General features: G+C 49.7%; 12 protein-coding genes. 7 read left to right on the forward strand and 5 right to left on the reverse strand.

Annotation, left to right across the window (positions count from 1 at the left end):
* Positions 1–42: 42 nt before the first annotated feature.
* Together ACTHRY_RS04795 and ACTHRY_RS04800 are read right to left on the reverse strand one after the other, a co-directional pair.
* Positions 43–2,805 carry a TonB-dependent receptor domain-containing protein gene (locus ACTHRY_RS04795; protein ID WP_049323547.1) on the reverse strand — a complete coding sequence of 921 codons (2,763 nt, stop codon included), beginning with the start codon at positions 2,803–2,805 and terminating at the stop codon, positions 43–45.
* Between the two features lie 383 nt (positions 2,806–3,188).
* Positions 3,189–3,650: a c-type cytochrome gene (locus ACTHRY_RS04800; RefSeq protein ID WP_049323549.1), complete on the reverse strand. Its 462-nt coding sequence runs from the start codon at positions 3,648–3,650 to the stop codon at positions 3,189–3,191.
* Positions 3,651–3,782: 132 nt separating this feature from the next.
* Between ACTHRY_RS04800 and ACTHRY_RS04805 the strand changes: the two genes are divergently transcribed.
* The 6 genes from ACTHRY_RS04805 to ACTHRY_RS04830 all read left to right on the forward strand — a co-directional run bounded on the left by ACTHRY_RS04805 (position 3,783) and on the right by ACTHRY_RS04830 (position 9,134).
* A complete protein-coding gene (locus ACTHRY_RS04805) occupies positions 3,783–4,607 on the forward strand; it encodes an SDR family oxidoreductase (protein WP_049323551.1) in 825 nt (274 codons plus the stop codon).
* Between the two features lie 113 nt (positions 4,608–4,720).
* Positions 4,721–5,194, forward strand: a complete 474-nt coding sequence (locus tag ACTHRY_RS04810) for a Fur family transcriptional regulator (protein ID WP_003746077.1) — start codon at positions 4,721–4,723, stop codon at positions 5,192–5,194.
* Positions 5,182–6,111, forward strand: coding sequence for a CobW family GTP-binding protein (locus tag ACTHRY_RS04815; protein ID WP_049323553.1), 930 nt, complete (start codon positions 5,182–5,184; stop codon positions 6,109–6,111). The genes ACTHRY_RS04810 and ACTHRY_RS04815 overlap by 13 nt, the downstream gene beginning before the upstream one ends.
* Before the next feature lie 99 nt (positions 6,112–6,210).
* On the forward strand, positions 6,211–7,266 hold the full coding sequence (locus ACTHRY_RS04820) for an ABC transporter permease subunit (protein ID WP_003746080.1): 1,056 nt from the start codon (positions 6,211–6,213) through the stop codon (positions 7,264–7,266).
* Between the two features lie 36 nt (positions 7,267–7,302).
* Positions 7,303–8,343: an ABC transporter permease gene (locus tag ACTHRY_RS04825; RefSeq protein ID WP_049323555.1), complete on the forward strand. Its 1,041-nt coding sequence runs from the start codon at positions 7,303–7,305 to the stop codon at positions 8,341–8,343.
* Positions 8,344–8,453: 110 nt separating this feature from the next.
* Entirely contained in the window at positions 8,454–9,134 is a 681-nt protein-coding gene (locus ACTHRY_RS04830) for a sulfite exporter TauE/SafE family protein (RefSeq protein WP_049323557.1), read from the forward strand.
* Positions 9,135–9,220: 86 nt separating this feature from the next.
* Here ACTHRY_RS04830 and ACTHRY_RS04835 read toward each other — a convergent pair whose 3' ends face one another.
* From ACTHRY_RS04835 to xseA, 3 genes are all read right to left on the reverse strand, one after another.
* Positions 9,221–10,030: a sulfite exporter TauE/SafE family protein gene (locus ACTHRY_RS04835; protein ID WP_049323558.1), complete on the reverse strand. Its 810-nt coding sequence runs from the start codon at positions 10,028–10,030 to the stop codon at positions 9,221–9,223.
* A 1-nt stretch (position 10,031) separates the two neighbouring features.
* Positions 10,032–10,811 carry a CDP-diacylglycerol--serine O-phosphatidyltransferase gene (gene pssA, locus ACTHRY_RS04840; protein WP_003746086.1) on the reverse strand — a complete coding sequence of 260 codons (780 nt, stop codon included), beginning with the start codon at positions 10,809–10,811 and terminating at the stop codon, positions 10,032–10,034.
* Positions 10,812–10,934: 123 nt separating this feature from the next.
* Positions 10,935–12,284, reverse strand: coding sequence for an exodeoxyribonuclease VII large subunit (gene xseA, locus ACTHRY_RS04845; protein WP_049323560.1), 1,350 nt, complete (start codon positions 12,282–12,284; stop codon positions 10,935–10,937).
* Positions 12,285–12,464: 180 nt separating this feature from the next.
* On the opposite strand from xseA, the gene lpxK reads away from it, so the two are divergent.
* Complete coding sequence (gene lpxK, locus ACTHRY_RS04850) at positions 12,465–13,490, forward strand: tetraacyldisaccharide 4'-kinase (protein WP_049323563.1); 1,026 nt, start codon at positions 12,465–12,467, stop codon at positions 13,488–13,490.
* Positions 13,491–13,555: the final 65 nt, after the last annotated feature.

Raw genomic sequence — 13,555 nt, forward strand, 5'->3', positions numbered from 1 at the left:
TACCGCTTAATCAGTGCAATATTAAGATACTGATAGATAGGTTTAGAACTTATAACTGATGGTAAACAGCAAAGTCCTGCCTCGTGCGTAGTTGTTCAAGACGGAGCGTGTCGTACCGCCATATTTGCCGTTGCATAAACCGTTGGCATCGCATTCGACCTCTTCATCATCCAAACCGCCTTTTCTTTCAAATACGCTGAAATAGCGCTGAGTCGCGGCATCGTTTGCGGCATCCAAAGGATCGATATAGCGTTTATTGAACGCATTTTGAATGTCGAAACGAAGGATAAGGTTTTTCTTCGGTTCATAATTGGCATAGAAATCAAAAATCAGCGGCTGTCTGTTGATGCTTTCTGTTTTTTTGATCACCCTTCTGCCCATTTGGTGTGAAGAGTAGGTATTGGCACCGGTTGTACCGTCAACAAATTCTTCCTCAGTCGTTGCCCGTGTGCTTTTGCCGTAATAGCGCATAATGCCGCCGATGGTCAATTTATTGCCCAACCATCGGGACCCTAATTCAAACCGGCCATAATCTCGGGGCAGGCGGGAAATTTTGCTTAAGCCGTAGCCTTGTTTGATTTGGTCTTCTTTAGAAGAGTTGCGGGGCGATTCGCTGGCATCGCTATAGTTGGTCGGCTGGTTGGTTTTTTGATAGGCGTAAGACAGGGTGGTAAAAAAGCGGCCGAAATCATAGTTCATTTCCACTTCCAAACCATTTTTATGGACAGGTTTGGCGTAGTTTCGATGTTGGATGGAGTATTGCAGGCCGGTACTGGTTACCCAGCTGGGTGCTTTATCCAAATCCCACCATTTGCCATAAACATTGTGGATATAGTTATTTATCCTGCTGCGATAGGCGACCAGTTTGAAACCCAATACATCGTCCGGCTTGAAAATCCCTTTTTTGAAGGTGTTGAAGCCTATTTGGTAAGTATTGGCCTGTTCCGGCTTGAGGGCGGTATTGACGCCCGAGTCGCCGATTTGTGAAAAATACATTTCTTGAATATTCGGCATTCTATGCGTGCGCGAATAGCTGATAAACGGCATAAAGTAGTCGTTGACATTGATGTTTAATGCCACCGAATGGTTTACTGCATGCTTTTTACCGGATTTGGTATAAACCGGTTCGTAAAGGTCGCAGCTTGGCGTGCAATGCTGTTTATAAATTTCAGAATCTTCTCCAAATGCTTTTTTAAAGTCTTCTTGGGTATTGAAGTAGTCGGTATATTCGCCCTTGTAGCGGTAGTTGACCATATTGGCACTGTAATTCAATTGATAAATGCCTTTTTTCAAGGAAGTATCAAAATAGAAGGTATTGAATTTTTGTTGGCCTGATGGTTGCAATATCGTTGATTTTTGGGGAAATATTCCTTTGTCGCCTTTGAAGCGGCCTAAAAAGCTGTACAAGCCGGCATCTTGATCGGGGCCGTCGTAAAACAGGCTCAGCTCTTCCGGAAAGCGGTTTTTACTGTATTGGTTTTTAAAGAAATTGAAACCGACGGTGGCTTTTAAATCTGTTTTGTTGGGAAGTTTGAAAGAGAAGCGGTTGTTGATATCCAAAAGATTGGCTGTGTTTTTGGTTTCCAAATAATCCAACAGCCCCCATCCTGAAAAACGTGAGTTTTTCGGATATTTTTGTTTACCCAGATTATGGGCGGCCAATACGTTTAAATCGACATAATCGCCAATGTTTAAATTGTAATTGGCTTGGTAGTTGCGGTTTTCTACTTTGCGGCTACCGATACGGTTGTTCATGGTACGAAGCTGAAGGTCCAGCTTGTTGTTGTCGTTTTCATATTCTACTTTGACCAAATGGCTGTTTGAGCGTTGTTGCAGGCTGGTCGGGTCGATTGGAGTCAGGTCCCATTGCGGTGCCAAATTCTCTTTCCAGCTTCTTTCCAAATCATCGACATAATCTCTTTGCAAAACTTCAGGATCGTTATATTTTTTGGAGAAAGGGTAGTCCCAATAGCTTTTGCCGACCGCATTGCGCTTGGAAAAGTCACGAACCCAGAGATTTTGTTCGTGGTCGAATTTCAATAAGTTGCTCTCAAAATATTCTTGTTTTTTACGGTCCAAATATTCCTCGCCAAAATTGCCGATACGCTGACCGCCGCCGCCTACTTTATAGTTTTGCTCGACATTACGGTGGCTGTAACCATATAACGCGCCAAGACGCGCTCCGCTGTCAAACCATTTTTGTACCGCTCCGGTTGCCATAAAGTTGCTTTTGGTGCTGTTTGTGCCGGTCAATCCTTTGGTTAAAAGGCCGAAGGTATGGTTTCCATGTACCACATCGTCTACCCGTAAAGTACGGAAATTGGCTGTACCGGATAAGGTATTGATGCCGTTGGCACCCGAGAAACTGCCTTTGGTTACATCCACGCCGGCAATAAAATTGGGATCCAGTGCCGTACCAAATTGCGAGGAGCTGCCGCTGCGTCCGGCATCGGCGGAAGTGGAATAGAAGGTTTGGGTTACGCCGTCAACCATCGTATTGACGCGTCCCAAACCGCTATCGCCACGGATATTGACCGCCAATACCCCCGATCCCTTGTCTTGTTGGGTGAAGACGCCGGGCATGCTCCGCACGATGGTATCGATGTTTTCGCTGGATTGATAAACGCGTTCACGCGAACTTTTGGCTTGGCCTTCGGTAAAAACTTTTTTCTCTTTGGCAATGTGTTTGCCTTTGACTTGAATTTCATCAAGCTCTTGAGTTGAAACCTCGTCTTCTGCGTGTGCGATACTTGTTATAGCCAGTAAAGATAATGTTAGTAGATTTAATTTGAAATTCGGATTCATGATAGTTACCTCAGAAACGAAGCTGCTACTTTATAACATATTATTAAACTTTACAAATATTTTAATAATGGTTTTTATTTGTTAAAAAATAAAGCAGATTTTTGTTTTAGGAGATAATCAATGCGCATATGATGAATCCGGCTGAAAAGATAAAGTAGGTTTAAATTTGAATCGGATCAGCCGGGAAGAGGGAAGATTTAATTGAATTTAAACGGCCGAAAGAAAAAAATTTGATTGCGATATGTGAATTGGTCCGTCGGTTTAAAATGAAACCGACAAAACATGAAATGCAAAATATAAAGTCGATAGGGAAAGGTTTGAAGCCAGTTGAAAAAAAGGCCGTCTGAAAATGATGTTTCAGACGGCCTTTATTGATTTAAGCCTTATTCCGGACCGCGGAATGTATCGTGGCAAGATTTGCAGCTTGCACCGGTTTCGCCGTAAGCGGCTTTGATTTCTTCAAGCTTGCCAGTTTGGGCGGCGGCGTTGAGTTTTTCAACTGCTGCGACGAATTTTTCTTCTTCGGCTTTGAATGTTGCCATGTCTGTCCAGATGGCAGGCAGGGCGCGGCCGTTGCCTTGAGGATCGGATTCAAACAGGGTGAACGGTTTTTTGCTGTTTTCAGCGAAGGTTGCGGCGGCTTGTTTGAATTTTTCTACGTCGTAAGGCTCTTCGTCTTTGACCATTTTGCCCATGCGGGTAAACTCGGGCATCATGGATTTGAACGCGGCCGTACGGTCTTCGGAAATTGGGCCTTTAGGCTGGGAAGGTGCGCCGCTGCCACCGCAGGCGGTCAGGGTAAGCGCCACTGCCGCCAAAGCGACAGGGAGAAAACGGGTTTTCATATGGAGTGTGTCCTATTGTGATGATATGATTATCGTTAAATTTAGAATCGGCCGGCCAAACACTCAGGCCGTCTGATAAGGCGTTATCATACCTTAAACCCAAGTCTGAAACGAGTATAGAAAGGAAACGATATGGCAATTTTGATTACCGGGGCATCGGCAGGATTCGGCGCGGCAATGTGCCGTACTTTTGTTGCGGCAGGATATCATGTCATCGGCGCGGCACGGCGCGAAGACAAATTGCAGCAGTTGGCAGAGGAATTGGGCGAGCAGTTTTACCCTTTGGAAATGGATGTTTCGCGCACTGAGTCGATTCAAAACGCTTTGAACAGCCTGCCCGAGCATTTATCCGAAATCGATTGCCTGATCAACAACGCCGGTTTGGCTTTAGGTCTGGATTCCGCCGATAAAGCCGATTTTGGCGATTGGGAAACCATGATTCAAACCAATATCATCGGCCTGACTTTTCTGACCCGCCAGATTTTGCCGCAAATGGTCGCGCGCAAACAGGGCTACATCATCAATTTGGGTTCGATTGCCGGCAGTTATGCTTATCCTGGCAGTAATGTCTATGGCGCGACCAAGGCTTTTGTGCGCCAATTCAGCATGAACCTGCGCGCCGAATTGGCAGACAAAAACATCCGCATTACCAATATCGAACCGGGCTTGTGCGGCGATACCGAGTTTTCCAACGTCCGTTTTAAAGGCGACGACCAGCGTGCGGCCGAGGTTTATGAGAATGTCGAGTTTATCCAGCCGCAAGATATTGCCGATACCGCTTTATGGCTCTACCAGCGTCCGGCGCGGATGAACGTCAATTCCATCGAAATCATGCCGGTTGCCCAGACCTTTGCAGGCATGAAAGTTTACCGCGACGAGCCTGCCCCGGCGAAGGAAGAAACGTTTGAAAAACAAAGCATGTCTTTGTTTGGAAAAATTAAATCTTGGTTTAAGTAATCGGCATCAGGCCGTCTGAACGTTTCAGACGGCCTCTTTGTTATCTGAAATTGAGTAAACACGCTATAATGTAATTTTTTATTAACAAGGCCGTCTGAAAGGCTGTTTCAGTTATGAACGCAATCAAACAAAAAATCTTAGAACAAGCGCAGCGCGATGGCGTGCAGGTAACCGCATTGCGCGAGCAAGTGCTTGATATTGTTTTGAAACAAAGCGGCGTGATTAAAGCCTACAACGTTCTGTCGCAGATGCAGCAGCAAAGCGAGGGTGTGGTTGCGCCGCCGACGGCCTACCGCGCTCTTGATTTTTGGGCGGAACAGGGTGTTTTGCACAAAGTGGCGGCGGTCAACGGCTATATTTTGTGCAGCCACGCGCAGCACGAGTGCAACGACCATTGCCACGACCACGAAGAAACAGAAGCGCACCATAGCGCGTTTATTTTGGTTTGCACCGAATGCGGTACGGCGGATGAGCAGACCTTGAGTCAAGAATGGGCGGCCTTGCGTGCAGGCGTGGCTGAAACCGGTTTCTCATTAAAAGAAGAACATGTTGTTTTAACAGGAATTTGTAAAAAATGTCAGAAGTAAAAAAGACCAAAGTCCACCTGATTTCAGGCTTTCTCGGAACAGGTAAAACCACCGCACTCAAAAGTCTGATGGCGCAAAAAGACCCAAACGAAAAATGGGTCATCATTGTCAACGAATTTGGCGAAATCGGCATTGACGGCGCTGTCTTGAGCGACAACGGCATTCCCGTGGCCGAAATTGCCGGCGGCTGTTTGTGCTGTACCGCCGGCGCGCAAATGGGGACGACCGTACAAAAAATGCTGCGCGATGCCCAACCCGACCGCTTGATGATTGAAGCCAGCGGCCTGGCACACGCCGCCAGCGTTATCGACGAACTGAAAGCCAAACCGCTCGACAGCATGCTGGAAATCGGTGCGGTCTTTACCGTCGTCGATCCGCGTCAGTTTATTAATCCCGATTACGCGCAACAAGCATTGTATAAAGACCAAATCGGCATTTGCGACGTATTGGTCGCCAGCAAAACCGACTTGTGCACCCCCGAACAGCTTGCCGAATTTCATGATAAAGCGGCCAAACTGTTCCCGCCCAAAGCCAAAGTGGTTGAAGTCCAAAATGCGCAGCTCGACATCCAGTGGCTTGATATTCCCGTTGTCGAAAAATCGCGCTACCGCCTCAAAGCCCTGCCAGACAACACCATGGGCTTCCAGTCCCAAGGCTTCACTTTCCCTGCCGGGCGTGATTTCGACGGAGAAAAATTGACCGATTTCTTCAACGACCTGCCTAAATTGACAGACGGCCTCGTCCGTGCCAAAGGCGTGTTCCAAGTGCTCGGTACATGGGTATGGCTCAACTGGGTGGACGGACAATGGGGCGCAAACCAAGTTTCATGGCGTCGCGACTCGCGCTTCGAGCTGATTGCCAAATCCTTTGACGCGGATTTGATTGAGAAAAAATTGCTGGAGGCTTTGGAGAAGTAAATCATCGTCCAAACGCTTATTAATCCGTTACGATAATGCCGTCTGAAGCAAGCGGTTTCAGACGGCCTTCAAATCAAAAAAATAGAGGAACACTTAACCATGTGGCGTTATATCTTTCATCGTTTGCTCCTTTTGATTCCCACGCTGTTGGGGATTTTGGCGATTACTTTCGCCGTGATTCAGTTTGTTCCCGGAGGCCCGGTGGAGCAGATGGTTCAGCAGCTGACGCAGGGCGCGGTTGGCGGCGAAACGGCGGGACACAGTATGCCCGGAACTTTGGCCAAAAACGGCAACCGCATCAGTGCGGAGGATTTGGCCGCGCTGAATGCTTTATACGGTTTCGACAAGCCGCCTTTGACGCGTTTTGCCGATATGGTATGGAAATTCGCCCGTTTCGATTTGGGCGAGAGCTTTTTCCATCACCAAACCGTATTTGAATTGGTGAAAGAGAAAATGCCGGTATCGATGAGTTTGGGTTTGTGGACATTTTTCCTGACTTATTTGATATGTATTCCGTTGGGTATTGCCAAGGCGGTCAGGGATGGCAGCCGTTTCGATACGATTACGGGCATGATTATTTTGGTCGGCTATACCGTACCGCCGTTTGTCTTGGGTTTGGTGTTGCTGGTGTTGTTTGGCGGCGGCAGCTTTTTTGCCTGGTTTCCGCAGGGCGGTTTGGTGGGCGATGATTTCGATACGCTCTCTTGGGCCGGTAAAGTCAAAGATTATTTGTGGCATATGGCCTTGCCGATTACCGCTTCGGTGGCAGGCAATTTGGCGGTGATGACCGTATTGACGAAAAACGTGTTCCTTGAAGAAATCCGCCGTCAATATGTTTATACCGCGCGGGCCAAGGGCTTGCCTGAGAAACAGATTTTGTGGAAACATATTTTCCGCAACGCCATGATTCCTCTGATTACCGGTTTCCCGGCCGCATTTATCGGCGCATTCTTTACCGGAAGCCTGTTGATTGAAACGCTGTTCTCGCTGGATGGTTTGGGTTTGCTGTCTTACGAGGCAGTGATGAAACGCGATTATCCTGTCGTAATGGGCACGTTGTATGTGTTCACGCTGATGGGGTTGTTGGCTAAATTGGTGTCGGATATTTCTTATTCGTGGGTCGATCCGCGCATTCACTTTGGCGGACAGAAATAAGGCCGTCTGAAAATATCTTCAATCCATTATTAAAGAATGTTTCGAACCATGAAAAAGAAAAAATCTACTTCAAACCCTACTTGGCAGGCTTTTAAGCAGCATAAGCGCGGTTGGCTGGCTTTGCGGATTTTGGCCGTTTTGTTTGTCGTTACCTTGCTTGCGCCTTTGTGGAGCAACGACAAACCTTTGTGGATACGCTATCAGGGCGAGTATTTCTTCCCTTTGGTAACTGAATACAACGAAACCGCATTTGGCGGCGATTTCGATACGCCTGCGGATTATTTGGATCCGCTTATCCGCCACAACATCACTTCAGACGGCAATTTCGCCCTGTATCTGCCCAATCCTTACGATGCCGATACCTTGAACGATTTCGATACGGCCCCCGATCCGGCCAAACCGTCCGAACGGCATATCTTGGGAACGGACGACCGCGGCCGCGACCTGTTGGCGCGCTTGGTTTACGGTTTCCGCGATTCGCTGCTGTTTGCCTTGGTGTTGACGGTAGTAACTACCGTAATCGGCGTGGTTGCAGGCGCGGTGCAGGGTTATTTCGGCGGTAAAACCGACCTTTTGATGCAGCGTTTTATCGAGGTTTGGGGCGGTATGCCGGAGCTGTACCTCTTGATTATCCTGTCTTCGTTTTTTAATCCGGGGCTGTTGATTTTGCTGGTGTTGCTGTCGCTTTTCGGCTGGATGGGCTTGTCCGACTATGTCCGCGCCGAGTTTTTGAAAAACCGTCAGACCGATTACGTTTTGGCGGCGCGCGCGATGGGCGTGAGCAACCGTGAAATCATGTGGCGCCATATCCTGCCCAACAGCTTGACGCCGGTATTGGCCTTCCTGCCTTTCCGTATTTCCGGTGCCGTACTTGCCCTGACCAGTTTGGACTTCTTGGGCTTGGGCGTACCTGCCTCACAGGCGAGCTTGGGCGAGTTGCTGGCGCAAGGCAAAGACAACTTGGACGCATGGTGGATCGGTCTGTCTGCCGTTGCTACGCTGACGGTGATGTTGCTTTTGCTGGTTATGATCGGCGAAGGTTTGCGTCAGGCATTTGACGTACGCGCACGCAGTTAATTGCTTTTCTAAAGCGTGAAGAGGGTGGGCGGAAAAGCCTGTCCTTCATTCTCAAGGCCGTCTGAAAAGTTTCAGACGGCCTCATCCATTCGTTTGAATCATTAAAAACCATGAATCAAGAAATCACATTTCTTACTCTTTTTCTGCTCGGCTTTTTTGGCGGAACGCATTGCGTCGGCATGTGCGGCGGATTGAGCAGCGCATTCGCTTTGCAGCTGCCGCCGCATTTAAACCGAATCGGGCTGATTGTATTGTTGAACTTGGGGCGCATCAGCAGCTATGTCGTCATTGGCCTTCTGGTCGGCTTGGTCGGGCAGGTCGGCATTTCCTTGGACGATACGCGCGCGGTTCAAAACGGTTTGTATATTGTCGCCAATGTCTTGCTGCTTTTGCTCGGTCTGTATCTTGCCGGTATTTCGACTGCCGCAACCAAAATCGAAGGCATCGGCAAACCGATATGGAAACGCCTGAATCCGTTGCTGAACAAATTGCTGCCGATTAAATCGGTGCCTGCCTGTTTCGGCGTGGGCGTGCTTTGGGGCTGGCTGCCTTGCGGTTTGGTGTACAGCGCGTCGTTGTATGCTTTAGGCAGCGGCAATGCCTTGCATGGCGGACTGTATATGCTGGCGTTTGCATTGGGGACCTTGCCGAACCTGCTCGCGATGGGCATATTTGCAGCGCAGTTGAAAACCTTTCTGCAAAAACGCATGGTTCGTTTGTGCGCCGGATTATTGGTGGCAGGATGGGCGATATGGCGCTTGGCCGTCTTTGCAATGGGGCAAATCGGGTAGGGAAAAAGATTTAATTTAGTTTGTTTTTATTGCTATGAAACAGGCCGTCTGAAAGATTTTCAGACGGCCTGTTTCACAAGAAAGATTTAATGTATCAAATTCCAAGTCATTTTGGCGGCAATCAGCAGCAACATAATACCGAAGGCGATTTTGAGTTTTCGGGCGGGCAGCTTGTGCGCCGTTTTAACGCCGAGCGGGGCAAAGAGGATGGTGGCAATGCTCAAAATGGCTACGGCCGGAAGATAGATAAAGCCTGCCGTACCTTCAGGCAGGTTGGCAATAGGCAAACCGTTGGCAAAATAGCTGATGGTGCCGGCAACTGCAATCGGCCACGCCAGGCCTGAAGATGTGCCGATGGCGCGGTGCGCCGGAAAGTTGCAATACAGTAGGAATGGAACGGATAGCGAACCTCCGCCGATACCGACCCAGCTTGAAGCCGCACCAAAAAGCGTGCCTGCGGCTGTCAGGCCGGGGAGGGTGGGCAGGGTGCGTGAAGGTGTGGGTTTGGAATCGCGTAGGGTTTTGAGTGCGATAAGGGTAAGAAATGCAATAAAGAAAACCTGCAAAGCCAGCGTCGGCATATATTTTGCCGTTACTGCGCCGAGGAGGACGCCGAGTATCATGCCCGGCGTCATCCGGCGGACGGTTGCCCAATCGATGGCATGTTTTTTATGCTGGGCATACATGCTGGAGAAGGTGGTAAACACCATGACGGCAAAGGAAGTGCCGATGGCGATATGCTGGGCATAGGGGTGGTTGCCTACGCCTTGCAGTTGCAATGCCCATAAGACAACGGGGACAACCAGCGTGCCGCCGCCTACGCCAAACAGTCCGGCAATAAAGCCTGCCGCGCTGCCGACGGCGAGCAGGGCAAGGATGATGTCCCAAGACCACATTTCAGACGGCCTTGTCGTGTTTGTGTGATTTATGGCGTTTTTTAAACCAACGGATGACTGCCATCACATAACCGGACAAGCTGTAACCGAGGAAGAATAGGAAGAGGACGAGCGAAGGCTCCCAATTGATCAAAAGCAGAATCAATACGGCCAACACCATGCCCATAAACGGCACTTGGCGGCGGATGTTGATTTCTTTGAAGCTCCAAAACGGAATCTGCACAATCATGGAAATGCCGGCAAACAGGGTGATACCCAATGCCCACCAATGCACGTTTGGGAAGCGTTCGACGCTGTGGTTGACCCAAATCAGGCCGACAATCAACGCAGCGGCGGTCGGGCTGGGTACGCCGATAAACCAGCGTTTGTCGACTTTGCCGATAAGCGTGTTGAACAGTGCCAAACGCAGGGCGGCGCAGGCGCAGTAGATAAAGGCGACGGAATAACCGATTTTGCCAAACTGCCAAAGTTGCCATTTGTAGGCAATCAGGGCAGGCGCGACGCCGAAGCTGACCATATCGGCAAGGCTGTCGAGCTGTTCGCCGAACGCGCTTTGGCTGTTGGTCAGCCGCGCCACGCGTCCATCCATACCGTCGAGCAGCATGGAAAGGAAAACTGCAATCGCCGCTGTTTCATAACGTCCGTGCATGGACTGGGTGATGGCGAAGAACGCGCAAAACAGTGCGGCGATGGTAAAGGAATTGGGCAGCAGGTAAATGCTGTTTTTGCGGATGGAGTTGCGCGGTGGAATCGGATTTTCTGTATTTTGTGAGTTGTCCATAATGTTTCCGTATATGCTGCGGGTGCAGATGAGGCATTATACCGCATTGGCAGGTTAAGGATTTTTAAAAGGCAATCGTAGTTTCACTTCATCAGCATAAAGTTTCAGACGGCCTTTATTGCGTCAGTCAAACAACTCGCCCTGCGCCTGCTCTTTGGTCACGCGTACGTCGGTTTCGCCGTCGGCAAAAGTGATGTGCAGTTTTTGACCTTGTTTCAACGTATCGGCATTGCGGATGACTTGTCCGCGTGTGTTTTTGACGACCGAGAAGCCGCGTTCCAGAATATGTTGAGGCGAGACGGCTTCGAGCAATGCGGCTTGGGCGGTCAGGCTTTGACGGCGGTGGGCGAGCAGCTGGCGGAAGGAATGCGACAAGGCCGTCTGAAAGCGGTCGATGTTGTTTTTGTAAACGGAAACATCAGGACGGCAATGTTTCAGGGTTTGGATTTGGCGTTCAAAACGGGCGGTATGGGCACGGAAGTTTTGCGTCATCGAGTAGGACAGGGTTTGTGCCAGTTTGCTGATTGAAGCGCGTTGCTCGTCAAGTTTTTGGCGCGGATGACGGATTTGCCGTGCGAGCCAGTCGAGCTTTTGGCTGGCATCGAAATAGCGTTGTTCCAAAACGGTTTTCAGACGGCCTTGCGCCTGTGCAAGACGGTGTAACGATTCTTGGCGGTTGGGGCTGACCAGTTCTGCCGCGCCGGTCGGGGTCGGAGCGCGTACGTCGGCAACAAAATCGGCAAGCGTGAAATCGGTTTCGTGGCCTACGCCGCTGACAACGGGAATTGCGCAGGCCTCAATGGCACGCACGACCGGTTCTTCATTAAACGCCCACAAGTCTTCAATGCTGCCACCGCCACGGCAGACAATCAGCACGTCACATTCGGCGCGTTGCGAAGCGGTTTTAATCGCTTGGGCAATTTGCAACTCGCTGCCTGTGCCTTGAACGGGCGTCGGATAAACGATAACGGGGATTTCAGGCGCGCGGCGTTTCAAGGTGGTAACGACATCGCGCAATGCCGCTGCCGCCAGACTGGTTACGATGCCGATACATTGAGGGCGGGCAGGCAAAGATTTCTTGCGTTCCGCCGCAAACGCGCCTTCCGCCTGCAACTGCGCCTTCAGCCGCTCGTAGGCTTCGTAAAGCTGCCCCAAGCCTTTGAGCCGCACCTCGTTCACGGTAATTTGAAATTCGCCCCGCGCTTCATAAATACTGATTTTTCCTGATACTTCGATATGGTCGCCTTCTTTCAAAAGCTTCGCCAAACGCATGGCTGCACCCTTAAACATCGCGCAACGTACCTGCGCGCGGCTGTCTTTAAGCGAGAAATAATAATGTCCGCTGGCGGCACGGGTCAGATTGGATACTTCGCCGGCAATCCATAAACCTGCGAGATGGTCTTCCAGCAAGGCTTTGGCGAGGGCGTTGAGTTCGGATACGGAAATGGAGGAGGGTGTGAAGAGTTCGGACATTGCGAAACAGAAAAATTGGGGAAAGCTGAATTATAAGGGTTTTAGGGCGATTCGTTGTATTCGTTTTTATGAAACTTGCGTCCTTTGTTTTAATATTATCAAAGCCGCATGTTCAGACGGCCTTGTCCGGGCAGGCTTGTGTTATATTATCGTTTGATTTTCGCTTCAAAAGCCGTGCGTATGCCCAAACTCCACCAAATTATTGAACGCCATTGGCAATCCCCTAATCCGTTTTTGTCTTTGCTGTTAAAACCATTGTCCAAGCTGTTTGCCAAAATTGTGGCGAAACGGCGCGATGATTTTGTTTCAAGCCGTCTGAAAAGCGAAAAATTGCCTGTGCCAGTGGTGGTGGTCGGTAATATCCATGCAGGCGGAACAGGGAAAACGCCGATAGTCGCCGCGCTGGTGTCGGGTTTGCAGAAAAAGGGCGTTAAGGTCGGTATCATCAGCCGAGGTTACGGGCGCAAGGGCAAGGCGGTTCATGTATTGAATACAGCCAGCAGCGCGGCAGATGCAGGCGACGAGCCTTTATTGCTGTTTCTCCAAACCGGTGCGCCGACGGCGGTAGGCAGCAGCCGTGCAGAAGCAGGCAGGGCATTGCTTGCGGCATATCCGGAGCTTGAATTGATTGTGGCCGACGATGGTTTGCAACATTATGCCTTGCAACGCGATATGGAAATTGCCGTATTTCCTGCGGCAGATACAGGGCGCACCAATTTAGATTTACTGCCCAACGGCAGCTTGCGCGAACCTTTGTCTCGATTGGCTTCCGTTGATGCGGTCGTCGTCAGCGGCGGAAAAGCAGATGCGGCATTTAAGCCGTCTGAAAATATGCTTGCCAGCCATATTGAAACAGGGCAGATTTACCGTTTGAACAGGCCGTCTGAAAAATTGGATTTTGCGGGTTTGGGAAATCAAACCATCGCCGCCGTCGCCGGTATCGCCAAGCCGGAGCGTTTTTTCGATTCGCTGCGGAACATGGGTATCACCTTGAACCAAACCGTTGCACTGCCCGACCATGCCGACATCGCAGCGGCAGACTTGCCCAATGCGGATGTGGTCATTATTACGGAGAAAGATGCGGTCAAGTTTTCAGACGGCCTTAATCTGAATCATGTATGGGTGTTGCCTGTTTGTGCGATAATTGAGCCTGACTTGGCGGCGTTCGTGTTGGAACGGCTGGAAGATTCCCGGCAGGTCGTCTGAAATCAATTGATTCCTTGTTGTGGTTTGCCTTTAATAATAAGGAAATTTATGAACCTGAAAAAATT

Origin of the sequence: Neisseria sp. P0004.S004, from assembly GCF_051963335.1 — a bacterium.
Classification (GTDB): domain Bacteria; phylum Pseudomonadota; class Gammaproteobacteria; order Burkholderiales; family Neisseriaceae; genus Neisseria.

Excerpts from the sequence above, each read along its gene's own strand:
- ACTHRY_RS04795 (WP_049323547.1), bottom strand. The coding sequence starts at position 2,805 with ATGAATCCGAATTTCAAATTAAATCTACTAACATTATCTTTACTGGCT.
- ACTHRY_RS04800 (WP_049323549.1), bottom strand. The coding sequence starts at position 3,650 with ATGAAAACCCGTTTTCTCCCTGTCGCTTTGGCGGCAGTGGCGCTTACC.
- ACTHRY_RS04805 (WP_049323551.1), top strand. The coding sequence starts at position 3,783 with ATGGCAATTTTGATTACCGGGGCATCGGCAGGATTCGGCGCGGCAATG.
- ACTHRY_RS04810 (WP_003746077.1), top strand. The coding sequence starts at position 4,721 with ATGAACGCAATCAAACAAAAAATCTTAGAACAAGCGCAGCGCGATGGC.
- ACTHRY_RS04815 (WP_049323553.1), top strand. The coding sequence starts at position 5,182 with ATGTCAGAAGTAAAAAAGACCAAAGTCCACCTGATTTCAGGCTTTCTC.
- ACTHRY_RS04820 (WP_003746080.1), top strand. The coding sequence starts at position 6,211 with ATGTGGCGTTATATCTTTCATCGTTTGCTCCTTTTGATTCCCACGCTG.
- ACTHRY_RS04825 (WP_049323555.1), top strand. The coding sequence starts at position 7,303 with ATGTTTCGAACCATGAAAAAGAAAAAATCTACTTCAAACCCTACTTGG.
- ACTHRY_RS04830 (WP_049323557.1), top strand. The coding sequence starts at position 8,454 with ATGAATCAAGAAATCACATTTCTTACTCTTTTTCTGCTCGGCTTTTTT.
- ACTHRY_RS04835 (WP_049323558.1), bottom strand. The coding sequence starts at position 10,030 with ATGTGGTCTTGGGACATCATCCTTGCCCTGCTCGCCGTCGGCAGCGCG.
- pssA (WP_003746086.1), bottom strand. The coding sequence starts at position 10,811 with ATGGACAACTCACAAAATACAGAAAATCCGATTCCACCGCGCAACTCC.
- xseA (WP_049323560.1), bottom strand. The coding sequence starts at position 12,284 with ATGTCCGAACTCTTCACACCCTCCTCCATTTCCGTATCCGAACTCAAC.
- lpxK (WP_049323563.1), top strand. The coding sequence starts at position 12,465 with ATGCCCAAACTCCACCAAATTATTGAACGCCATTGGCAATCCCCTAAT.